The organism is Thalassotalea sp. HSM 43 (assembly GCF_004752005.1).
Taxonomy (GTDB): domain Bacteria; phylum Pseudomonadota; class Gammaproteobacteria; order Enterobacterales; family Alteromonadaceae; genus Thalassotalea_A.
This window is the reverse complement of record NZ_CP038493.1, coordinates 1,079,997-1,103,660: the sequence shown is the minus strand read 5'-3', so window position 1 is coordinate 1,103,660 and position 23,664 is coordinate 1,079,997. Positions and strand designations below refer to the sequence as shown.

Sequence of the window (23,664 nt, the reverse complement as noted above, 5' to 3'; positions counted from 1 at the left end):
GCAAAGAGTTGAACCAAATCAACAGAGAATATAAATATGAGTGAACCAGCTCAACCTGCTTTACCTGAATCCTTAGTCAGCAAACAAGAAAGTGCATACCGTCGGCTCAATGAAACCGCGGCAGAAGTCGTGCAACAACTTAATGATGCGCAAATAAGCCAGCTAAAAAAAGCGTTCGCACTCAGTGATTTTCTAACGGAGAATTTTTTACGCCGTCCACAATGGATTATCAAGGTGATAGCTCAACTTGGTGCTGAGTTTATGGCTAAGGTTGATATTAAGGCCGAGGTAGCTCAACAATTAAACGCCTGCACCACCGAAGCAGAACTACACAAACAGCTAAGGGATTTACGCAACCTGTATATGTCGGCCATTGCCTATGCCGATCTATGCCTCGATGCACCATTGCCATCGAGTCTTTATAACTTATCACATCTCGCTGACGCGCTTATAGATGGCGCCAATCAATGGCTTAGCAAGTATTGTCAGCAACTTTGGGGCACGCCCGTTAATCGTGCCGGTGAACCGCAACCGCTGCTGATTTACGGTATGGGTAAGTTGGGCGGCAAAGAATTGAATTTTTCATCGGATATCGATTTGATATTTTGTTTCCCCGAAAATGGTGAAACACAAGGCGGACGACGCAGTCTCGATAATCAGACATTTTTCACCCGTTTAGGGCAAAAACTTATTGCCGCTCTTGATCAAGTTACCCTTGATGGTTTTGTCTATCGTGTCGATATGCGATTGCGACCGTTTGGTGACAGCGGTCCTTTGGTGCTGAGTTTTGCAGCAATGGAAAGCTACTACCAAGAGCAAGGGCGTGATTGGGAGCGCTACGCAATGTTAAAAGCGCGCTTGATAGGGGATAGCCCATATCACGGACAACTAAGCGCCATGTTACGTCCATTTGTCTATCGCCGTTATATTGATTTTAGTGTGATTGAAAGCTTACGACAGATGAAACTGATGATCGCGCAAGAGGCAAGACGGCGACAACTTGGCGATAATATTAAGCTCGGTATTGGTGGTATTCGCGAAATTGAATTTATTGTTCAGGTTTTTCAGTTGATTCGTGGCGGTCGTATCAAGCAACTTCAACAACGTAACTTGTTAACAGCATTGCAATTATTGGTGGAGGTTGAATGCATCAGCAGTGAGTCAGCCGCACAATTACGCCATGCCTATGAGTTTTTGCGTCGCAGTGAAAACGCCATTCAGGCATTTAACGACCAGCAAACCCAACAATTACCGGTTGAAGAGCATAATCGTCAGCGCTTGTGTTATGTGCTGGGCTTTCAAAACTGGGACGATTTCATGCACAGCTGCAAGCAACATATGCAGGCAGTAAACGCCGAGTTTTCATTACTCATTGGTGAAGAGAGCAGCGCTAGCGAATCAACACAAGAGCATTGGCAAACCCTGTGGCAAGCGAACTGGCAAGATGAGCAAGCGTGCGAATATATCGCCAGTTATCAAGCAAACTGGCCAGCAAAAGAGATGTATCAGGCGTTGCAGCACTTTCGCGCCGAAGTTGCTAAGCGCAGTTTGGGGAGTCGCGGTCGCCTTATTCTCGATAAATTAATGCCGGTGTTATTGCAACTGCTCGAGAGCGAAGCGCAACCGTTAATATCTCTACAGCGGGTGTTGCAAGTTTTAAGCAAAATTGTCACTCGAACCGTTTACCTAGAATTATTACTGGAAAACCCGCCAGCTTTTAATCAGTTGTTGTCGTTATGCCGAGCCAGTGCATGGATAGGTGAGTATTTATCGAAATACCCATTACTACTCGATGAGTTGATAGACCCTAAGTTATTGTTTGCCGTTCCAAAGCTTGACGATTATCAGCAAATGATGATTGAGCAAATGATGCGTATTCCAGAAGATGATTTAGAAAATCAGATGGAAGGATTACGCCAATTTAAGCAAGCGAAACAACTTAAAATAGCCGCTGCAGATATCACCGGTATTTTACCTGTGATGCAAGTCAGTGATCATTTAACCGCCATTGCTGAGGCGAGCATTGCAACTGTGGTGAATATTGCGTGGCAACAAATGGTGCACCGTTATGGTCAACCAAATGCGACATTGGGCAGTGATGACAAAAAATTTGCGGTATTTGGTTACGGCAAATTAGGTGGCTTAGAGCTGAGCTACAGTTCAGATTTAGATTTGGTGTTTGTGCATCAATGTGATGCCAATGATGTCACCAGTGGTGACAAGTCGATAGCGTCAACGCAGTTTTACTTAAAATTGGCACAGCGTATTATGCATTTATTCAATACGCGGACTGCCAGTGGCATTTTGTATGAGGTCGACATGCGCCTAAGGCCTTCCGGTAATTCGGGGTTGATGGTGGTGCATATCGATACGTTTGCACATTATCAACAAAAAGATGCCTGGACCTGGGAGCATCAAGCGTTAATTCGGGCGCGTTTTGTCTGCGGAGATACGGCACTTGAACATCGCTTTAAGCAAATCCGCCATGATATTTTAACGTTGGCGCGAGACAGTAAAAACTTGGCTACAGATGTCATTAACATGCGCCGTAAAATGCGCGATCATCTCGATAAAAGTACGGCGCAGTTAATGGATCTCAAACAAGGTAGTGGCGGCTTGGCCGATATTGAATTTTTAGCGCAATTTTTAATTTTGAATTTCAGCCATAATCACCCAAGTCTGACGGCGTATTCAGATAATGTGCGTATGTTCGAATCCTTGGCCGCTGCACAGCTTATCAGCGACGATGAGGCCAACGGTTTGATTGAAGGGTATTGTGCGCTGCGCGATCAAGGCCATGCGTTGACCTTGCAAAACCAACCGTCGTTGGTTGCCGATGATGCTTTCACCGTACCAAGAGACCTAGTCAAACGCTGCTGGCAGAAATACTTGCTCTGCCATGGCGACGAAAATTAGTGCTATGGATGCATAAAAAAAACGGACGCTACGTCCGTTTTTTTTATGTGTTGTAAATATTGCCGCTTAATAAAACTTCGGGTCGCTTCTATTTGGCCGAGTTTTAAAACGACGGTGCAACCACATGTATTGTTCTGGGTGCTTGCGGATGGCTTTTTCTAACTGCTGATTAACATGGATGATATCGGCTTCGTCATCACCGCTTGGAAAATCTTCAAATCCACCGACAAATTCAATGATGTAGCCGCTGCCATCGGCTTTTCGCGACGGAATGCCCATAATGGTTTGCACACCGGGTTGCTTGGCAAATATCATCGTGCCTATGGTGCTGGCGACTTTTTCAACGCCAAAATATGGCACAAAGATGGAACGCTTGCGGCCATAATCTTGATCCGGTAAATAGATCACCACCTCGCCATCGGCTAGGGCTTCTTTCATACCCAGCACATCGGATTTATCAAGCATGTATTTATTCGAGCGATCACGACCTGCGTGTTGGAAGTACTCCATTAATTCATTGTGATTTGGACGATAGAAAACAACTGTAGGTTGCACAAAACCAATGCCACGAGCACAGGCTTCAAGACATAAGTTATGCATGGCTAACAATAACACGCCAGTACCTTGCTGCTGAGCATTGCGCAGAACATCTTCGCCTACCACGTGAATTTTGCGCTTTAAGCGCCAATCTGGCCACCACCAACCAATGCCGGTTTCAAATAACGCACGGCCGGTATTTTCAAAGTTTTGCACCAACATCTGTTGTTGTTGCTTTGCGGATAGTTCGGGAAAGCAGGTGGCAATATTTTTTTGTGCTATTTTTAGGCGAGTGCCGCCAAGTTTCATCATGCCGCGGCCGAGCAGGGCGCCCATCATCATTTGTAAACGATAAGGTAGCCAGGAAATGCTATACAGGATAAAAACGCCTAGCCAAGTTGGCCAATATTTGGGAAGCAGGAAACTTGCCTTGAATTGGGTTTGTAATGATTTGTTTTTACTCAAGGTTTGGTCAACTCATCGAAAAGCTTATGATACACTATACCTAATAACAGCAATAATTGCCGTAAAGGCAGATAATTAACGTCTGCGAACGTGTTAAAGCGTGCGAAATTTAACGCAAACAACGCGATCAATACACAGCGAACGCAACAAACGCTAATTATACCCATTTTGGAAACAGGTATGAAAGTAGATATTCCTAATTTTAGTCAGGCCAGAGTTTTAGTTGTTGGCGATGTCATGCTTGATCGCTACTGGTCAGGACCTACAGGACGCATTTCTCCGGAAGCGCCGGTTCCTGTGGTAAAGATTGATGGTCGAGAAGATAGACCCGGTGGCGCGGCCAATGTGGCGCTAAATATTGCCTCACTCGGTGGTCAAGTAACCTTGTCGGGCATTACCGGTCAAGACGAAGTGGCTAGCGCCCTAGATACCAGCTTGTCGGCGATGGATGTAATATGTAATTTCTCGCAATCAGCTGACGTACCAACCATCACTAAACTGCGTGTATTAAGCCGTAATCAACAATTGATTCGCCTCGACTTTGAGCAGTCATTACACGGCTTGAATAAACAAGACTTAAATGAACTGGTTAGCGAAAATATTCGTCAGCATCATTTGCTGTTACTGTCGGATTACGACAAAGGCACATTGTCTGATGTGCAAAGCCTGATCCAAATTGCAAAGCAAAATAACGTCCCTGTGTTAGTAGATCCTAAAGGATCGGACTTTAGCAAATACCGTGGCGCGACGCTTATCACGCCAAATATGAGTGAATTTGAAGGCGTTGTTGGCCCATGTAAAGATGAAAATGACATTGTTGCCAAGGGGCAGCAGCTGTTAAAAGATCTCGATTTACAAGCCTTACTTGTCACTCGTTCTGAAAAGGGCATGACCTTAATTCGACCTGATCAGGACGAGTTACATATTCCTACCCAAGCCAAAGAAGTGTATGACGTTACCGGTGCCGGTGATACGGTGATCGCCACACTTGCATTATCGGTTGCCGCAGGCAGCTCATTTTGTGAAGCAAGTGCGTTGGCCAACATTGCCGCTGGCGTTGTTGTTGGTAAGCTAGGTACCTCAACGGTGAGCGAAGTTGAAATCGCACAGGCACTGATGTCAGGTCAAGAAAGTGGCAACGGTGTGGTCACCGAAAGTCAGTTAAAGATGATCATTGAACAGGCGCAAAAACGTTCTGAAAAAGTGGTTATGACCAATGGCTGTTTTGATATTCTTCATGCCGGTCATGTAAGCTATTTAGCCAATGCGGCGAAATTAGGCGATCGACTGATTGTGGCGGTAAACGATGATGATTCGGTTAAACGTTTAAAAGGCAATGGTCGCCCGGTTAACCCTCTTGATCGTCGCATGGCGGTGCTGGCAGGTTTAGGTGCCGTCGATTGGGTGGTTAAGTTTAGTGAAGATACACCACAACGTTTGATTGCCAATTTATTGCCGGACATTTTAGTCAAAGGTGGCGATTATAAAGTTGAAGATATCGCCGGCGGTGCAGAGGTGATTGAAAACGGTGGCGAGGTCATGGTGTTGAATTTTGAAGATGGTGTTTCGACTACCGAGATAATAAATACCATACGCTTAGAAGATTAACGAAATATCTAAGCTGTCAGACCAGTGATTGAAAGGCGCGGTATAGCGCCTTTTTTGTGTCTGTAATACCTTAGCGGCATCATTTCAGCGTACAGCTGTGCTTTGTTTGAACAGACACTGGGGGTACAATGCAGGAAATTGAGTGAACACGATCTATTTGAACTTGCTATCGCCAAGAAGGAATTAACATGAATGTCGTCGAATTTATTCGTGAGCAAAAGGAACAATTGCAACAACGTAATGACCAATTTAAAGCACGATTAGAGCCGAAGTTTAAAAACATCAGTGAATTGATCAGCAGTCGCATTACCAATCTCACCAACACCTTAAATAACCCATGGTTTTCGAAGTTTGCTGATAATGAGCATGACAATGAAACCGCCTGCTCTGAAAAATGCGAGGTGGTTGTACAAACGCCAAAAGCAGAGAAAGCCTATAATCAATTATTGGCAAAACTTGGCCAAGAAACCTATGTAGGTCAATGGTATACCGTTGATCAGCAATGCATTAATCAGTTTGCCGAAGTGACCGGTGATGACCAGTGGATCCATACCGATCCGGAGCGCGCCGAACAAGAATCACCATTTAAGGCGACCATAGCGCACGGCTTTTTAACCTTGTCGCTATTGCCGAAACTCACCGACACAGTAAATGAGGATAACAACCCTTATCCTGACGCAAAAATGGTGATTAATATTGGTCTAAATCAGGTGCGATATCCATACCCTGTGAAAGCCGGCTCAAGGGTACGGGTTAGAACGCGTCTGATTGAATTAAAACCGATGAAACGCAGCATTGAATTGGTCAACGAAATGAGCATTGAAGTGGAAAATTCAAAGCGCTTAGGCTGTATTGCAGAGACGGTTTTACGTCTGTATTACTAACTCAATCGCGAGCTGAGTATTCATTCACTGACGTTTAACAGAATTATCTAACACCATAAAAAAGAGCAACCATAAGGTTGCTCTTTTTTTATTATTTGCCGGCGAAATGATTATTCAACAATGGTCATTTCGTCAACGATGTTACCAGCACCGTCAATATGTTCCATGGTCCACAGCATAAATGGCACACTGGTATGGATGGCACGATTTAACTTGGTGTCATAATCCCAATCACCAATGATTGATTCATACACGCCGTCAAATACCAGACCAACAAATTCACCTTTACCATTTAGTGTCGGTGAACCTGAGTTACCACCGGTGATATCTAGGGTTGATAAATAGTTAACCGGCACTGATTTCACTTTTTCACGGTAGTATTTACCGTAGTCTTTGTTGGCAATCGCAGTGCGGATATTTTCGAATAGATCAAATTCACTGTCACCGGCAACATACTTGGCTAGCATACCTTCTAATGTGGTAAATGGCGTCGCTGTTAAGCCGTCTTGTGGTGAGTAGCCTTTGACATTACCGTAGGTGATACGTAGTGAGCTATTGGCATCAGCGTAAACTGGCTCACCTTTGCTCTTTTTAAAGGCAATCATCGCCGCCATAAATGCAGGGCGCGCTTGTGCTAATTGACCATACAAAGCTTCCGCTTGTTGCTCTAGTTTACGGTCGTTGTCATATTGCGAAACCGCATACTGAATGTATGGGTCGTCACTGGCCTTGAAGTCATCTACCGACTTTTCCATCCAAGCTAAACGTGTCGCTTCGTCATCAAGTTTAGTGTTACTGTGCATCTCATCTAACTTCGCCGCTAATTTGTCAGCATTAAAGCCGTCAGTCAGGGCGAAAAATGCATCGAACGTTGGGTTGCGTTCAGACGCTGGGAACTGCGCATACTCGGCGATAAAGTGCGTCAATACCGCTTTGTCGACCTCGGCATCGTAACGACGGTTAACGCGTTTCATGCCTTGGGTAAAACGCTTCATGTCACGTTGTTGGTAACCTTGTTTGCGTTCGCTGTCAGCTTTGGTTTTTTCATTGGCCAAACGATATAGACGTTTTGAGACACTCATTAAATTGGTGCGACCAATATAGCTCATGATCAAATCGCGCTGTTGGTTTTTCTCGGTCTCAGCCACTAACTGGTTCAGCTCTTTAAGTGCTTTACCATATTGCTGTTGACGATCCGCAGAAGCATTGATCCAGTCTTGTAGTTCAGTCAACTCTTGTTGCTTACGGGTTAGCATGTCACCTTTATTAAAGCTTTCAACCATAGAGCCATAGTTTTTCGCGTAGTTGGCTAAACCAGCCAAGGTGCTTTCGTATTTGATACGCGCTTCGCTGCCAGCAGGTGCTGTGGTTTTGATAACGTCAATGTATTCTTCGCGGTAGCGTTTTGATGTTGGGTAAACCCAAGTAAACACATTTTCTACTTCATCGGCGATGCGATAGCGATTGGTGCGCCCAGGGTAGCCAAGTACCATGACATAATCGTTTTCTTCAACACCATTGGCGTTAACGTTTAAGAATGCTTTTGGCTTAAATGGAACGTTATCTTTTGAATAATCTGCCGGCTTACCGTCTTTGCTTACGTAAGCACGGTAGAATGCCCAGTCACCGGTGTGACGTGGCCACATCCAGTTGTCGGTATCGCCACCGAATTTGCCAATGCTTGACGGTGGTGCGTACACCAAACGGACATCACGCAGCGCCAATTGTTTCATTAGAAAGTACTCTAAGCCGCCGTGAAAGCTGTACACTTCACAACGATAATCTTGTGAGGTTTCACATTCGGCAACCAGTGCTTTTTCATTTTTCTCGATGGCGTTGTAATACGCTTCACCTTGTACTGAGCTTGCAATGGAACCGGTAATTTTTTCGGTAACATTGGTCAATGACTCGGTCACGTATACGCGAGAGCCCGGTGCTGCTTGTAATTCTTCGGCTTTGGTTTTAGCAACAAAGCCTTGCTTTAACAGGTTTTTGTCTTCTGAAGAGTTATATTGAATAGAACCGTAAGCACAATGATGATTGGTTACGACTAAGCCTTGCTCAGATAAAAATGATGCAGTACAACCACCTAAGCTAATGATGGCGTTCATTGGAAATTGGTCTAGGTTTTCCATTTGCGTTGGGTCTAACTCTAACCCCGCTTGTTTTAGCTTTCCGCTTATTTGTTGTAACTGATGCGGCTGCCACATCCCTTCGTCAGCTTGCAGAGTGCCTGCAAATACCAATGATGACAAGGACAGTGCCTTGATCAAATTTTTGTATAGCATATATGTATGTCCAACTGTTTTTATTATGTCAGGCGGTTTTTTAACCCATTCATACGCGGATGTAAACATAACCACGATAATTGGTAAATTTGTTGCGATAAAACTGTAAAATTTTATTCACCACTGCCTAATATCACGCTGTTGGCAGCGCATTTGCGTGACTCATCTATACTTTTTCTCAAGTGCTTGTGCAAGCCACGCTGATTTGGCAGCTGCCTGATCCGTTTATTGATTTTTTATCGATGTATTGGGAGTTTTTAATGACAAATATTGAATCGTTGCAACAGCAAATTTTAGACGCCTCTAATATGCGACATGCAACCAAGGTGTTTGATGACAGTAAAGTCATAGCTGAAGCGCAATTTACCACCATTTTAGAAGCCGCTCGCTTATCACCCTCATCATTTGGTTTTGAACCTTATCAATTATTGGTGGTGCAGTCGCCACAAAAGCGCGAGTTATTTAGAGACTTTACTTGGGGCGCTAATGGTGCTTTTAATGATACCTCTGGGCAGCTTGGCACCGCGAGCCATTTTGTGATTTTCCTGGCTCATACCCAAGTTAACATGCAGCACAATTCTGACTACCTGCAAACATTCCTCAAAGACGTAAAGCAATTACCTGACGATGTGATCGCTTTTTTTAATCAGGCCTATCAAAAGTTTCAGGAGCATGATTTTAAGGTAACCACCGACCGACAAATTACCGACTGGTGCGGTAAGCAAGCCTATATCGCTCTAGCCAATATGATGACTACCGCGGCGCTAATGGGCATTGATTCGTGTCCGATAGAAGGTTTTGAACAGGATAAAACTATCGCCGTGTTAGAAGAGCACTTTGCCATTGATCCAGCGCTATACAAACCGGCGGTTATGGCTGCCTTTGGTTATCGAGTGCAAGACCCACCACGGGGCAAAACAAGACGCACAATGGCGCAGTTGGTGAGTTGGTATTAAACAACAAAAAGCCCTAGTCGATGACCAGGGCTTTTATAATCTAGCTTAGATTTATGCCAATTTAAAATACCATCAGCATTAATCTTGGATGCTACATTGCGGCAGCGTATATCGCTTTGATTTCATCGTGCGTCGCTTGAATTGGGTTGGTTAAACCACACGCATCGTTCAAGGCGTTTGTTGCAAGCACATCAAAGTCGCTTTCTTTTACATCCAACTCTGTCAAACCTGACGGGATATTCACATCTTTCGATAAGCTTCTAATAGCATCTAGTGCAGCTTGTGCGCCTTGCTCTGGGCTCATCGCAGAGGTATCAACACCCATAGCTTTTGCTACATCGGTTAAGCGCTCTGGGCATACTTTAGCGTTAAAGTTTTGCACATGAGGTAATAAGATAGCGTTACAAACACCGTGCGGTAGGTCATAAAAACCACCTAATTGGTGCGCCATTGCGTGTACATAACCAAGCGATGCATTGTTAAACGCCATACCCGCCATAAATTGCGCATAAGCCATTTGCTCACGAGCGTTAATGTCATCACCATTGCTTACCGCGGTGCGCAGGTTACCTTGGATAAGCTCAATCGCTTTTAAAGCGACTGCGTCTGTTAATGGTGTTGCCGCAGTTGATACATAAGCTTCTACCGCATGGGTTAATGCATCCATACCGGTTGCCGCTGTCAGTGACGCTGGTTTTTCAAGCATCAGCTCAGGATCATTTACAGAAATAAGCGGTGTGGTATTTTTGTCGACGATGGCCATTTTAATGTGGCGATCTTCATCAGTGATGATACAAAATAGCGTCATCTCTGAGGCAGTACCCGCTGTGGTATTAATAGCAATTAGTGGTAATTGCGGTTTTTTCGACAAGTTGACGCCTTCATAATCTTTGATTTGACCACCGTTGGTGGCAAGCAAAGCGATACCTTTGGCACAGTCATGTGGTGAACCACCACCTAAACTGATTACAAAATCACAGTTATTTTTTTGAAGAAGAGCCAAGCCGTCATTTACGTTACTAACGGTTGGGTTAGGCTGGGTACCGTCGAATACAACTGTATCAACGCCCTTGTCAGTGAGTAGCTGTTGAACTTTATCAACCATGCCAATATCGACAAGAACTTTATCGGTAACAATAATACCTTTTTTAAACTCTTGAGCCTCGATATTAGCGATTGCGTCCGCTAAACAACCAGCGCCCATTAAATTTATTGAGGGAATGAAAAATGCAGCCATGTGGTGCCTCCTAAGCAATTTAATGAATTGCCTAAAGCTTACGCCTATTTTGTTAAAAAAGGTGTTATTGAAATGTAAAAGTTACATTAACAATGTACCGCGCAGGCTAGGTGTAGAGTGAAATGGTTGAAAAATATACATATAAGTGGAATTAGTCATAAAAATACTTGCACCAAAAAAAATCTTCCCTATAATGCCTTGCATCAACTTAACGTTGAGCACGTGTTGCCGGAGTGGTGGAATTGGTAGACACGACGGATTCAAAATCCGTTGCCTTTGCGGGCGTGCCGGTTCAAGTCCGGCTTCCGGTACCATTTATTCTTGTCATTACCACAGACAAGAAAACAATAAACCAGCTTAGAGCTGGTTTTTTTGTGCCTGAAATTTAATAAGCGGCTTTTTTATAGGTTATATTTTGCGTTACGTGGTGCAGAACTGCGGCACTTTTATTAACTGCTGTTTTTATGTCTAACTGGTTATACTTGGAAAAGTCGATTAATACTATATTGAGTATTTTACCGACTTCTTGGTCTCTACAAGGATTAATTGTAAGACGTCAATGCTTTGCGTTGAATGATATGCTTGAGTAATTCAAGTATGGAATGGAACATCCAATCAAGTAACGAGCTAACATGAGTATTTTAAAAAGAATAATCTTATTCACAAGCTTCTCTTTCATAAGCCTTTCTGCCCATGCAATAAACAGTGTATTAACCCAGTGTAATAACTGTGTTTACTCTAGTGAGTACGAAAGTATCGCTAAATATGTGGCCGATGAAGAGGGGCATGCAAACGTCTATGTATTTATTGTCAATTTGGAACGAGAAGAATTGAGAAAATATCAGGTAGTGACGATTAAATCATTTGAACCTGGAGTAGCTGATATTAGAAATGTAGTGAGTCAGCATCCGTCATCTGAAGAGTTTGCGGCCTTTAATGATATGCTGGTTATTCATCAAGAGTTGATTAATTCTTTACAATATAAAACGGATATACCTAGTGAAGACGTCGGTGTCGATAGTGCTTATGATTTATCTGGCTCATCTAGTGCAAGAAATAAGGTGTCGGACTATTTGGTAAATACTCGAACGTATATCGAAAAGACGGGCGATTTATTGGCTTCTGCGGCTCAAATCTCTGGAACAATGCAGCCTTTCCCTATTATTTTTAAAGTAGAGTTTGATGATGGTTCGTCTGCTTACTTTCAAGCGTTAGTAAGTGTCGGTGATTCACTGCCACTGACTTTAATAAAAGCTGTTGATGCGGATGGAAATGAAATACCGTTAAATCAAGAGCAGTTTAGAACATCTCAATCATACCAATGGACAGAACAAGGGCAAGCAGGTGTAGATAGGTTTATGGCAGCAGCTAGTCGAAATGGTGTTGCAGTGGTTTTTGATGGTACTGCTGAGGAGCCGATTGAGACAAACTGTGTCGGTAACAGTAGTGGTGGCCTGACATGTACAATAGTGACCAAAGCAAAATAAATTGCCATTGCAGATTTGGCACTCGTAAACAATAAACCAGCTTAGAGCTGGTTTTTTTGTGTCTGAAATTTAATAAGCGGCTTGTTATCGATTGTATTTAGCGCAAAAAAATAGGCTTCCCGAATCATGTCGAGAGGCCTATTTCAGGGAGAGAAGGTTTACCTTGCGATATTGCTACAAGGTAAGTTTCACTTTAGAACTTAGCGCGTACACCAATTGAGTAGCGACGATCCGCTTCTGTGTACAACCAAGGGCTACCTAGCTCAGATAGGAATATTGAAGGTTCGCCAGTCAAGTTAGTACCATTAGCGACAACGGTGAAGTTCTCGTTAATATCCCAGCTTGCAGAGAAGTCTAACTGACCTCTGTCATCACGGTAGTTATTACCGTAAACCGAATCTTCTTCGCCAATAGAACCTGCAGAGTTGATACCGATTACACGCTTCTCATTCTCTGTATCAAGGTACTTATCACGATAGTTATAAGCTAAGCGCATTGCGAAGCTTTCGTATTCCCAAAATGCTTGTACGTTATAGGTGTTCTCTGAAATATCCAGTAGTGGGTTACCATTTGGTTGCTCACTGTCGGCATAGGTGTAGTTTAAGTTAATACCTAAACCTGACCATGCACCTGGTAAGAAATCAAAGATTTGTTGGTAACCAATCTCGAAACCTTTTACTTCACCTTCTTCACCATTGGTATCTTTTTGCGTATCGATACCCGTTAGGCCTGCATCACGCAATCCTTCAACATGGGCGAAGCCTTCCGCATCAGAGAATTCAGTGGTGCTTGAATACACAAGTTGTGAGTTATCTTCGCCAGCGTTCTCTAGTTGACAAACACTGTACCACTCGGTCACGTTTTGACCTGAAGTAGATGGGTCTGCAACACACGTTGATGATGTGCTTAAGAATGATTCTACGTCTTTGTAAAATACAGCAAACGAGATCATGTTACCTTGACCGTAGTAGTGCTCAATTGACATGTCATATTGAGTAGCACGGTATGGGTCTAGGTCGATCGCACCTTGAGTAGCCTTGGTGGTATCGTTGTTTACATCAAATGCTGGGCTTAGCTCGTTAAAGTCAGCACGACGCATAACTTTTGCTGCAGCAAAGCGAACTTGCGTTTGGTCTGAAATGCTGTAAGTAACGTTTAAGCTTGGTAGGAAGTCATCATAATCGTTCTCACCAGTAACCTTTTCACCGTCACGCATAACAGCTGATTCAAGATCGGTCGTTACATAACGGCCACCAACGATGGCTGTCAAATCACCAAAATCTAAATACGCTGACAAGTAAACTGCTGCGGTATCTTCGGTGATGTCACGATAAGCACCTTCATTGAAGTCTTGGTTATCACGCAAGCTGCCGGTTGTTGCCATGTTCGTACCCGCAAGCAATTGTTGTATCTCACTGTAGGTGCGACCTGGGTTTGACAAACCGTTGTATGTAGCAAAGGTAAGTAAGTCGTTTTGACCTGTCTTGCCTAATTGATCAAATGAATGATCATGGCTCAACGTTGTAAAGCTACCGCCAAAGGCTGCGTTATAATCATCAATCCAAAGTGCTGCACTTGAACCGTCGTCATTGAAGGCATTCTTATAGATATCTTTGATTTCTTCTTTGTACTCTTTGTATTCGTAATCGCGTTTGGTAGCACGAACACCGGCTTTAACTTTGCTTAACCAATCAATACTAAACGGCTCATCAATTTCGATATCAAAGCGTACAGCTGTTTCTTCATTATCGGTTTCTTTTAGTTCACTTTTAAACGTACGAAGTGCTAAGTTTTCTGCCGCAGTATAGGCGTTAGGATCTGAATGAATGATGCTAGGTAGTTTGTCACCTGATTGTGAAAATTCACCATCGTAAACGTGAGTCACTTGTGATTCATCAATCAACCATGGACCTTTTTCAATTGGGCGCAAGGTAAATTCAGTATCTGGACGGGTACTTTCTGATGACGCGTAAGACACTTCACCTGAAATTTTAACTGAGTCAGACAGATTCCATTCCGCGCCTAAGGCGTGAGAAAATGAATCCGTTTCACGGAAGTCACTGTAGGTTTTTGGAATAGCGAAATCGTTAACCAAGGTGTAATTATCAATTTGGCCATTGCTATCTTGGGTGGTGCCTTCATTGGTTTCTAATGCACCAACAACACCTAAGATTGAATTACCTGCTTGTTCACCTTCGCGCTTAGTACCGCTTAAATCAAGGTAAACCATACCATCTGCTGATTCTGGTGCCCATTGAAATGATAGGTTCGCTGCGGTGCGTTCACGTTTCTCTACGTACTGCTCTACAGTATGCTGATCACGAACGATAAAGTTACCGCTTTTGGTGTTTGCTTCCATACCGTTAATATCGATATCTTGTGGCAATACGCGACTCATAAATTGGTCTTGACGGATTTCGCGATCTTGATAAGCAAGCATAGCAATCACACCAAAACTACCTGAATCACCTAGGTCCCAATTATTACCAATTGAGCCATTGAAGATGGGTGCCCAGTTTTCGGTTTTATCGGCGTATTCACCGTCAATAGAGATGTAGCTGGTCATGGCATCCAATTCTAGAGGACGCACTGTGCGCATACTTACTGTGCCACCTAACGCGCCTTCAATCATATCGGCAGTAGGCGTTTTAACAACTTCGACCGTTTTAAGGAAGCTTGATGGAAAATCTTGCAGGCTGATACCGTCACGAGAGTCACCAATTGTAGAGCGACCGTTTAACTCAACACGGTTTTGCGGTAAACCACGGATAGATACGCCATCACCAACACCAAAATCTGTAGTAATTGACACACCGGTAATACGTTGTAGTGCTTCGGCAATGTTATTGTCTGGCAATTTACCGATATCTTCTGCGACAACGGCGTCAACAATTCGACCGTCGGTTTGTTTTAAGCGAGCGGCTTCTTTCATACTGCCAAGCATGCCTGTTACTTCGATGACTTCCATATCTTCGCTGGCGGCAGTTTGTTCTTGTTCCGCAGCAAAAGATTGTGCGGACAATAGAGTGGTAAGGGCTGCGGCTAAAGCGGCATTATTTGTCTTAAATAAATTGCTCTTTAATGCCGACGTTATCTTGTTGAGTTTCATTTTCATCTCCCCGTGAATGCGATAACAGTTGGTTGTTTTTATGTTTTATTATCATTTGGTTTATTTTGGTAAGGCCAATTTGTATTTTTGTTTTTATTGGTACTTACCTTTGGTCACTTCAACATTAGATTATTTATTGTGCTGTTTCAAAGGTTATTTTTACATGGATTTTACAATTGGTCATACAATCGTGTCGTGAGTCATTGTTTTTGGGGAAGTCTTTACTGGTCTGATGAGTTGGTTTTGGGTGGTTATTTTTTGACCACTTTGGTTTTACCAAGTTAGATTTGGTGGAACAGGGATTGGTTAGAATAAATGGTGAGATGTTTTGCCTGTTGGTTGCGAATCAATACGTACTATAAGGCGAGAGCCTGTAGCAAGTTAGCGGCTCAATTGACCACATCAATATCATATTTGAGCGGTATTACGAGCTTTACAACGGCTAAAAATAGGCTCAGCTATGGTTGTCGATTGCTAGGAAATCGTGGGGCGATGTTTGGTTATAATGGAACGCAAAAAAGTAACACAAAAAAGCCACCTTAATCTAAAGACTCAGAAGAAGGTGGCTTTCTATATTTAGTATGATGACAATTGAGCTGTCAATGCAGAAGGAGGGCGTTTATTTATGCCTGTCTTCTTATCGAGTACATGTCTCGTTTTTCACTGCTTTCTTTTTTGATTTTCTCTAAGGCTCTGCTTTCTTCGGCTTCAAACAAGGTGTTAATCAAGCGATCGAAATGCTCGTGCATTGCCGTTCTTGATTGACTTGCGTCACGTGATTTTAGCGCATTGTAGATGGCTCTATGCTCAGCAATTGTTTTCGCATTATCTTTGCTACAAACACTGTCGTAATCTTCGATGATTTCTTTTGAAGAAGCGCGCAATTCCCATAAGCTCGCCACTAAACTCTTCATTGCTTCGTTGCGAGTCGCATCCGCAATTATTCTATGAAAGTCCTTATCGGCGGCTTGCATATTCTTGCCTTCTTCCATATCTGTGAGCGTTTGATGCATTTCATCCAGCTCTTCCTCGGTGATGGCAGCAGCAGCCAGTGCAGCGACTTCACCTTCAACAACGGCTCGTGCTTGTGTCACTTCGAATGCATTGATTTTTTTCGATGCTTTACCGGATTTCTGAGAATCTAGTACATAAACGCCAGAGCTTGTTTTAACTTCAACACGGCCTCTCACTTCAAGCGCAATAATTGCTTCGCGAATGGTTGGTCGGCTAACATTGAATCGTTGCGCAAGCTCTCTTTCTGGAGGTAAACGACTACCCGCTGGAAACTTTCCAGAATTAATAGATGTTTCGATTAAATCGACAATGCCCCAGAACAGTCTTTTTGCTGCCATATTTTCCCTACCTCAATAGACTGAAAATGAAAACTTAACGCCAATATTCAGGCTTTAAATTTTGTCCAATAAACACAATGTAATAATTACATATCATTTGTTAATGTTCAAGATATTATATTACCAATTTTTATTGGGGTTTTAGTTAATTTGACATTGTTTTTAATGTTTATTTAAAAATAAGTAGAAACTCGATAAGTACGTTAAGTCCTTTGTTTGTATGTCTTTATTGGGTTTTTTAAAGGTGTGCACGCAGGTGTTTGGTTAAGTTTTGGTAAAGCGGCTATTGCTCTTATGGTTATACCAATATGAGTGTTTTTTGTATTTTCTGATGTTTCTAAGTGGTGTTTCTAAGTGGTGTTTCTAAGTGGTGTTTCTAAGTGGTGTTTCTAAGCGGCGTTTACAAGCGGTGCTTTTATTCAATATTTTAATAGGGCAGAGCAGTCGCTTGTTAGCCTGTGCCTATATTGTGCTGATTAGCTGTTATTAAGGCTCCCCTAAAACGCTTAGCAGGGCTATTTTTAGATAAAAAAAGCGCCACATTAAGTAGCGCTTTTTACTTGAGGGAGAATGTCTATTTTGTTGCTAAGTTACTCAGTAGTGACGATAACTTCAGCAGAGTTTGAATGATAAACTGATGCATCATTGCTGTCAGGGTCTAGCGATACACCGTCAGTGTAGCTTTCAAAATCATCTTCAAATGCCACGGTTGTACCGGCCATGTCTGAATAGATTTTAACCTCATCAACAAAGTACGCAGCATCAACAACCGTTGAACCATTGTCACCTAATTTAAAGATGGCATAACGAACACCGGTCATCACGTCACTTAGAGATGATGATGCTGAAGAGAACGCATCCGTCGTAACACTGGTACCATTGATAGTAATGGTAACAAGAGGTGCTACGGCATCGGTCGCTGCTGAGGCATCCCAAGTAATTTCAACATCAGTCCAAACACCTGGTACAAATGGAATAGCAACATCGATGTCTTGGTCACGAATCACGAATTTGTCTTCTTGGATTCGTAAGTCAACAATAGCATTGCTGGTACTGGTTGATTCACCAAATAAACCGATGTACGCGTCTTTCGCACCATCAGGGTTGGTTGAGTTGTCCTGTTTAAGGAACGATACGGTCAGTTTACCCTGAGCGATGGCTGAATCTAGCTTGTAGCGAAGTTCACCGGCATCGTCGGTCATGCTGTCAGTAATTTGCGCGATTTGGTTACCCGCACTACCAGGACCTGTCGTTGGTCCAGTGTCTGTACCGTAAAGCGCAACAACAGCCTCAGCGGTATTCGAGTGATAAGGTGATGCACCGTTATCATCATCTAACGAGTCACCAACGGTATAACCTTCAAAATCATCTTCAAATGCCACGGTTGTACCGGCCATGTCAGAATAGATTTTAACGTCATCTACATAGTAAGCGGCATCAACGATGGTTGAACTGTTATCACCTAGCTTAAAGATAGCGTAACGAACACCAGCCATTACATCACTAAGTGATGATGATGCTGAAGAAAACGCGTCAGTCGTAACACTGGTACCATTGATGGTAATGGTAACTAGAGGCGCGATTGCATCGGTTGCTGCAGAAGCATCCCAAGTCATCTCTACGTCTGTCCATACACCAGGTACAAATGGGATAGCAACATCGATATCTTGATCGCGAATCACGAATTTGTCTTCTTGGATTCGTAAGTCAACAATAGCGTTACTGGTACTGGTTGATTCACCAAACAAACCAATATAGGCGTCTTTTGCACCATCTGGGTTGGTTGAGTTATTTTCTTTTAGGAACGATACGGTCAGTTTACCTTGAGAAATCGCTGAGTCTAGCTTATAGCGTAGTTCACCGGCATCATCAGTCATGCTGTCGGTAATTTTTGCTACTTGCGTCGCAGCAACCATATCAGTACCTGTGATGGTAATAACAAGGACTGCAGTACTGCCATCGGTCGACATAATGGTAATGTCATCTGTGATGGTATCTGTAGAACTTGCAAGCGAAGACACTGTCGCATTTGCGGTATCTAATGTGTATGTCCAATCGCCATTGTCTGCGATTGAAAATGTACCGTAGGTCGTCATCACATCAGTTTGTACTTCAGCCATGTCTTCACCGGCGTCATCGTCACTGATGGCAACGTTACCACTGATAGGGTTCATAGCATTATTAGCAACAGTTGCTGCTAAGTTTTCGAATGTTGCTGGCACATTGCCTTGGTTGGCAATAATTGCAGACGTTGGTTCTGATGTCGTCACTTCATCGTAGGCATCACCATCAACGTATGATGCGGTTACAGTGATCACTTTACCAACATCGGCTTCCATGATTACGTAAGTTGCCGCAGTTTCGCCGCTGATCTCTACGCCATCGGCATACCAAGTAAATACAACGTTTTCTAGATCAAAGTTATTATCATCAAGTAACGTGGCTGTTAGCAGTTTACCTACTTCCATCGCACCTGAAATGGTGATTGAACCGATAAAGTTCATTAACGCTGAGCTTGTTTCATTTGAAGTGATTCGTTCTTGATAATCATCGTTATCAATATACGAAACCGTTACACTAATTTGAGAACCGGCCTGTGCTTCCGTTAACGTAAACGAATTAGATGTCGCTTCTGGTATTACTGTGCCGTCAGCCATCCAACTGTAGTTTATCGCTGATTCATCAACACCATTAGCATCAGCTACGGTTGCCGTTAACGTTTCCCCAACCCTTGCATCACCTGAAACGGTTAGCTGGCCAAATGAATTACCATTTTTGTCTGGCAACTCATCGGTATCACAACCAGCCATTGCTAACGCAATCGCTGCCATAGCAACCGATTTTCTCATTGTTATATTTTTCATTATTATAGTCCCATTGTTTTCTTGGTAAACCAATTGTTTTTATTTTGGTTTGGTTTTTATATTAAATTGTATAGCCAATTTGTCAACCATGCTATTGTGATTAAATTAATTTAATAGCAAATATTGTATTTTTACGAGGTTAGATGTGCGTTGGTAGCGGTTTATTTGGTCATCCCACTTTGCCTAACCAAGAATGTGTTTATGTTATTGTTTGGCAACATACTCCACTGAGATTGTTTACTTATATTAGCCGCCCTCATGGTTTGTAATTTGTCTACTTATTAATCTTTTATAAGGCTTGTGTTAGCTAATAGTCAACCCATAGATAGCTCACTGATATGGCGCGAGCATTGTATTTAACTGCCTTTTCATCATTAAGTCTCTGAACTTATGCGTTATGTTTTTATTGGCGTGCAGGGAAAATTTATCAATTTTAAGGTTTATTTTTCGTGTCTAATCCCTAGTTCCTGTCGCGCACGTCTAATACCTTAGTGTGGTAATCCTTACTGCAAATAAAAAATCCCTCAATGTGAAGCAGTAATCGAAGATATTTACCGCTGATATGAATTGGTCAAAATTAACCTGGTTTAACTGTCTTTAGTGACCCTTAGCCTGAAACCGTTATTGGTTAAGGGGTTGCGATCAATTGGTAAGTTTATAAATGTTATTTTATGTTAAATTGTTTTACCAAAATGGTTGACAATGTTTTTTTATGTTGCTTGAATAAGCACAAGCTGAATATAAAAAAATTAAAATAATCGGAATATATCAATGGCTACTAACAACAAGTTAAACAAGATTAGCTGGGCAATTCGCCAACAGGGCAGCTATCCACGAAAATTCTTATGTGCTTCAACATTGCTAACAATGCTTGCATTTGGTGCAACGGCACAAGAAAACGAAACCGAAGCTGAAGTAGAATCAGATATCGAAGTGATTGAGGTCAGTGGTATGAGGGGTACCATGACTCGTTCATTGAACGAAAAGAAAAATACCACTGCCATCGTCGATGCTGTCGCGGCAGCGGATTTTGGTGAACTACCAGGTTTATCATTATCAGACGTTATTGAAAATATTACCGGTGCAACCGGTCACCGCCTTAAAGGTAGCCAAAACGAAATCTCAATTCGTGGTCTTGGCTCATATTGGGGGTATTCAACGTTTAATGGTCGCACTATTACCAATGCTGGTCCTGGTCGAGCTGTAAACTTTAAGAAATTCCCATCAGAACTTGTTGATAAAGTCGTCATTTACAAATCTCAACAAGCTGACCTTGTTGAAGGTGGTACGTCAGGAACTATCGATGTGAACTCATTACGCGCGGTAGATTACGGCAAGAGCCAATCTACGTTCCAAGCTGCCGGTATTTACAACAGCTACTACGAAGATGTAGACGGTGATGTAGATCCTTGGGGTGCAAAATTTGTTGCATCAACGGTACAGCAATGGGAAACCGATGATTTCGGTGACATGGGTTTTACCCTTGGTTTTAACTACACAGATTCTTCTAACCCGGAAGAAAACTACGGCGGTAGTTCACAAATGGGTGTATGTGCCTTGCGCGCTGCTGATGGCACACCATTAACCGGTGGTAGTAACTGTGCTACAGGTCAACAAGGTGTTAGTGCCGGTCGTGTAGGTCGTGAACCTGAATTAGGTATTGATACCGACCTTGCCGATTATGATCAAAGCAGTATCTTTTATGTACCAAATGATGCCTACTGGCGTACAGGCGAAGATGAAGATGACCGTTTTGGCGCGGTATTTACGTTCCAATGGGTGCCAAATGATCAGTTAAACATTAACGTTGATTATGAGCACTCTGATTTAGAATACACCGAAAAACGTATGGAATTGGCGCTAGATACGCGTCGCGACGACCTTGCTGATCACATTATCAGTTCAGATCACACCTTATTGTATGCAACCGGTGAAGCCCGTCCTACATTACAAGGTGAAAACCGCAACCAAGAAGATGAATATCGCGGTGGTGGTATCGAGATTGAATACACGCCTACTGATGATTTAACTCTTAACTTAGATTTATCTTACTCAGAATCTTACCGTTACCGTACGCGTCATCGTACCAAGTTCCGTTCGACTGAGCGTTACAACTACTCACTTGATTTCCGTGGTCGTAATGTTCCAACCCTTACTTGGCTTGATAGCAATCGCTTAGGTCCAAGTGATCCTGGGTTCTCTTCTTGGGAAGCGTTTGATGCTAGCTACATGGGCAACTTTGTTCATGACGGTCATGCATACGTAGAATATCGTCGTACTCATGAAGAACGTAAAGATGATATCTGGGCTATCGATTTTAGCGGTCAATATGAACTGGATAATAATTACATTTCTAGCATTAAAGCCGGTGTTCGTTACTCAGTAGAACAATTGGTTGACTATGTAAACAATGATGTATCACTTGTTATTGCCGATGGTAGCCAACGTAATGGTGCCAGCGATAACGAAGATAACAGTTGGGACGAATTAAACCCAGAAGCAAACTCAGAATTGATCAATGGCATTATCGATAATTGTCAAAACGATCATGAGAACAACATTCAATTTACCGAAGAACCAGGTGAAGGTGGCGACGCAACGCGTTACGCAACCTATGATCACAAATGTTTTATTGGTCAAGTTTTAGGCCAGCTGCCTGGCGCAACAGGTACAGACTTTTATGACATTGGCGAACGTAACGATGGCCGCGATGGTGGTGACCGTGATGTAGAGGAAACCATTACAGCCGGTTATATTATGGCCAATATTGATACCGAAATTGCTGATATTCCAGTATTTGGTAACGTTGGTGTTCGTGTCGTTAAAACTGAAACTCACTCTGATGGTTGGGGTGACAAGGTGTACATCACATCAACAGAAAACAATGAAGGTGACATCACTTGGGATGCGGTAATTAACCCAACCGGTGAAATCGAAGCTGTTGACTTAGATTCAGATTACACTGAATGGTTACCTAGCATGAACTTAACCTTTATGGTTACTGACGAATTCTTCATTCGTACAGCAGCTTACCGCTCACTTTCTCGCTTCCAAATGAATGCGATGTCAGCCGGTGTAAGCTATGAAACTTGTGAAGATGAAGACGATACGGTTTGTGACCCGGATACCAATACAGATTACTCAGAAGTTATCCGTGGCGGTGAAGCAAATGGTAACCATTTAGACCCATACACTGCGATGAACTACGACGTATCATTTGAATACTATCCGTCGCAAGACGCGTTCTTTAGTGCGGCACTGTACTACAAGTCGTTCGAAGGTGGTTATGAGACCATTACTGAACAACGTGACATCACTGTTGAACTAGATGGCGAAGATTCGGTTTACCCAGATGTAAGTCACCTTGTGAAACAAACATCTGATGATGACTCAATCATTAAAGGTGTCGAATTTACCGGTCAGAAGCACTTTAGTGAATTACCTGCACCATTCAATGGTCTAGGTACCAAGTTTGCTTGGAACTACGCAGATTCAAACTTCAATACAGATGAGGTGGCAAGTCCAGGTATCGTATCAGATGCTAACTTATTTGGTTTCTCTCGTAATGTTGCGTCAGCGTCAATTTACTGGGAAGGTGAAAAGACTACGGTACGTCTATTGTGGAAACACAGATCTAAGTATCTTCAACCAAACAACCTGCCGTTCCCTGATCGCTCACATCGTTACGTGCAAGACTCGAACTACATCGATATGTCAGCTAAATATAAGTTGAACTCAAATGTTAGTTTCTTCTTGAAAGGTCTTAACTTGACCAATGAACCACAAGTGTACACTCGTGGTAACGACACAACGATTGCTGATTACTCTCGTTCAGGAACTAAATGGGAGTTTGGTGTTAAAGCTAAATTCTAATAAGCAACAAGACTTTGACGAGCAGTTAATGCTGCTCGTCTAAACAAACAAGACGACGTTTTAAGCCGTACCCACGATTAGAACGTTG

12 protein-coding genes and 1 tRNA gene are annotated in these 23,664 nt (G+C 42.8%); 7 read left to right on the top strand and 6 right to left on the bottom strand.

What is annotated here, in order from left to right; genetic code table 11:
- The first annotated feature begins 36 nt into the window (after positions 1-36).
- A complete protein-coding gene (gene glnE, locus E2K93_RS04545; protein ID WP_135437957.1) occupies positions 37-2,916 on the top strand; it encodes a bifunctional [glutamate--ammonia ligase]-adenylyl-L-tyrosine phosphorylase/[glutamate--ammonia-ligase] adenylyltransferase in 2,880 nt (959 codons plus the stop codon).
- Positions 2,917-2,982: 66 nt separating this feature from the next.
- On the opposite strand, the gene lpxL is transcribed toward glnE, so the two are convergent.
- On the bottom strand, positions 2,983-3,918 hold the full coding sequence (gene lpxL / locus E2K93_RS04540; RefSeq protein WP_135437956.1) for an LpxL/LpxP family Kdo(2)-lipid IV(A) lauroyl/palmitoleoyl acyltransferase: 936 nt from the start codon (positions 3,916-3,918) through the stop codon (positions 2,983-2,985).
- Between the two features lie 180 nt (positions 3,919-4,098).
- Here lpxL and hldE point away from each other — a divergent pair, with 180 nt between their 5' ends.
- Both hldE and E2K93_RS04530 read left to right on the top strand, forming a co-directional pair.
- Positions 4,099-5,526 carry a bifunctional D-glycero-beta-D-manno-heptose-7-phosphate kinase/D-glycero-beta-D-manno-heptose 1-phosphate adenylyltransferase HldE gene (gene hldE / locus E2K93_RS04535; RefSeq protein WP_135437955.1) on the top strand — a complete coding sequence of 476 codons (1,428 nt, stop codon included), beginning with the start codon at positions 4,099-4,101 and terminating at the stop codon, positions 5,524-5,526.
- Positions 5,527-5,714: 188 nt separating this feature from the next.
- Positions 5,715-6,410: a MaoC family dehydratase gene (locus E2K93_RS04530; protein WP_135437954.1), complete on the top strand. Its 696-nt coding sequence runs from the start codon at positions 5,715-5,717 to the stop codon at positions 6,408-6,410.
- A gap of 110 nt (positions 6,411-6,520) precedes the next feature.
- Here E2K93_RS04530 and E2K93_RS04525 read toward each other — a convergent pair whose 3' ends face one another.
- On the bottom strand, positions 6,521-8,698 hold the full coding sequence (locus E2K93_RS04525) for a S46 family peptidase (RefSeq protein WP_135437953.1): 2,178 nt from the start codon (positions 8,696-8,698) through the stop codon (positions 6,521-6,523).
- 260 nt (positions 8,699-8,958) lie between these two features.
- Here E2K93_RS04525 and E2K93_RS04520 point away from each other — a divergent pair, with 260 nt between their 5' ends.
- Positions 8,959-9,654, top strand: coding sequence for an NAD(P)H-dependent oxidoreductase (locus E2K93_RS04520; RefSeq protein ID WP_135437952.1), 696 nt, complete (start codon positions 8,959-8,961; stop codon positions 9,652-9,654).
- A gap of 91 nt (positions 9,655-9,745) precedes the next feature.
- Here the strand turns inward: E2K93_RS04520 and yiaY are convergent, their stop codons facing one another.
- Positions 9,746-10,891 (bottom strand): L-threonine dehydrogenase, encoded by a 1,146-nt coding sequence (gene yiaY / locus E2K93_RS04515; RefSeq protein WP_135437951.1) that lies wholly within the window; start codon positions 10,889-10,891, stop codon positions 9,746-9,748.
- Positions 10,892-11,118: 227 nt separating this feature from the next.
- On the opposite strand from yiaY, the gene E2K93_RS04510 reads away from it, so the two are divergent.
- Positions 11,119-11,205: transfer RNA gene (locus E2K93_RS04510), tRNA-Leu, on the top strand.
- Positions 11,206-11,523: 318 nt separating this feature from the next.
- Positions 11,524-12,378, top strand: a complete 855-nt coding sequence (locus E2K93_RS04505; protein ID WP_135437950.1) for a hypothetical protein — start codon at positions 11,524-11,526, stop codon at positions 12,376-12,378.
- A gap of 193 nt (positions 12,379-12,571) precedes the next feature.
- On the opposite strand, the gene E2K93_RS04500 is transcribed toward E2K93_RS04505, so the two are convergent.
- The 3 genes from E2K93_RS04500 to E2K93_RS04490 form a co-directional block, all read right to left on the bottom strand.
- Entirely contained in the window at positions 12,572-15,487 is a 2,916-nt protein-coding gene (locus E2K93_RS04500) for a TonB-dependent receptor (protein ID WP_135437949.1), read from the bottom strand.
- A gap of 623 nt (positions 15,488-16,110) precedes the next feature.
- Entirely contained in the window at positions 16,111-16,839 is a 729-nt protein-coding gene (locus E2K93_RS04495) for a FadR/GntR family transcriptional regulator (RefSeq protein WP_135437948.1), read from the bottom strand.
- 590 nt (positions 16,840-17,429) lie between these two features.
- Positions 17,430-19,703, bottom strand: coding sequence for a VCBS domain-containing protein (locus E2K93_RS04490; protein ID WP_135437947.1), 2,274 nt, complete (start codon positions 19,701-19,703; stop codon positions 17,430-17,432).
- Positions 19,704-20,474: 771 nt separating this feature from the next.
- On the opposite strand from E2K93_RS04490, the gene E2K93_RS04485 reads away from it, so the two are divergent.
- Positions 20,475-23,576, top strand: coding sequence for a TonB-dependent receptor (locus E2K93_RS04485; RefSeq protein WP_135437946.1), 3,102 nt, complete (start codon positions 20,475-20,477; stop codon positions 23,574-23,576).
- Positions 23,577-23,664 lie beyond the last annotated feature (88 nt).

Bases quoted from the DNA above. Each gene is read 5' to 3' on its own strand.
- E2K93_RS04525 (WP_135437953.1), bottom strand. From the start codon at position 8,698: ATGCTATACAAAAATTTGATCAAGGCACTGTCCTTGTCATCATTGGTA.
- E2K93_RS04530 (WP_135437954.1), top strand. From the start codon at position 5,715: ATGAATGTCGTCGAATTTATTCGTGAGCAAAAGGAACAATTGCAACAA.
- hldE (WP_135437955.1), top strand. From the start codon at position 4,099: ATGAAAGTAGATATTCCTAATTTTAGTCAGGCCAGAGTTTTAGTTGTT.
- E2K93_RS04520 (WP_135437952.1), top strand. From the start codon at position 8,959: ATGACAAATATTGAATCGTTGCAACAGCAAATTTTAGACGCCTCTAAT.
- glnE (WP_135437957.1), top strand. From the start codon at position 37: ATGAGTGAACCAGCTCAACCTGCTTTACCTGAATCCTTAGTCAGCAAA.
- E2K93_RS04490 (WP_135437947.1), bottom strand. From the start codon at position 19,703: ATGAAAAATATAACAATGAGAAAATCGGTTGCTATGGCAGCGATTGCG.
- E2K93_RS04495 (WP_135437948.1), bottom strand. From the start codon at position 16,839: ATGGCAGCAAAAAGACTGTTCTGGGGCATTGTCGATTTAATCGAAACA.
- E2K93_RS04505 (WP_135437950.1), top strand. From the start codon at position 11,524: ATGAGTATTTTAAAAAGAATAATCTTATTCACAAGCTTCTCTTTCATA.
- yiaY (WP_135437951.1), bottom strand. From the start codon at position 10,891: ATGGCTGCATTTTTCATTCCCTCAATAAATTTAATGGGCGCTGGTTGT.
- E2K93_RS04500 (WP_135437949.1), bottom strand. From the start codon at position 15,487: ATGAAACTCAACAAGATAACGTCGGCATTAAAGAGCAATTTATTTAAG.
- E2K93_RS04485 (WP_135437946.1), top strand. From the start codon at position 20,475: ATGGCTACTAACAACAAGTTAAACAAGATTAGCTGGGCAATTCGCCAA.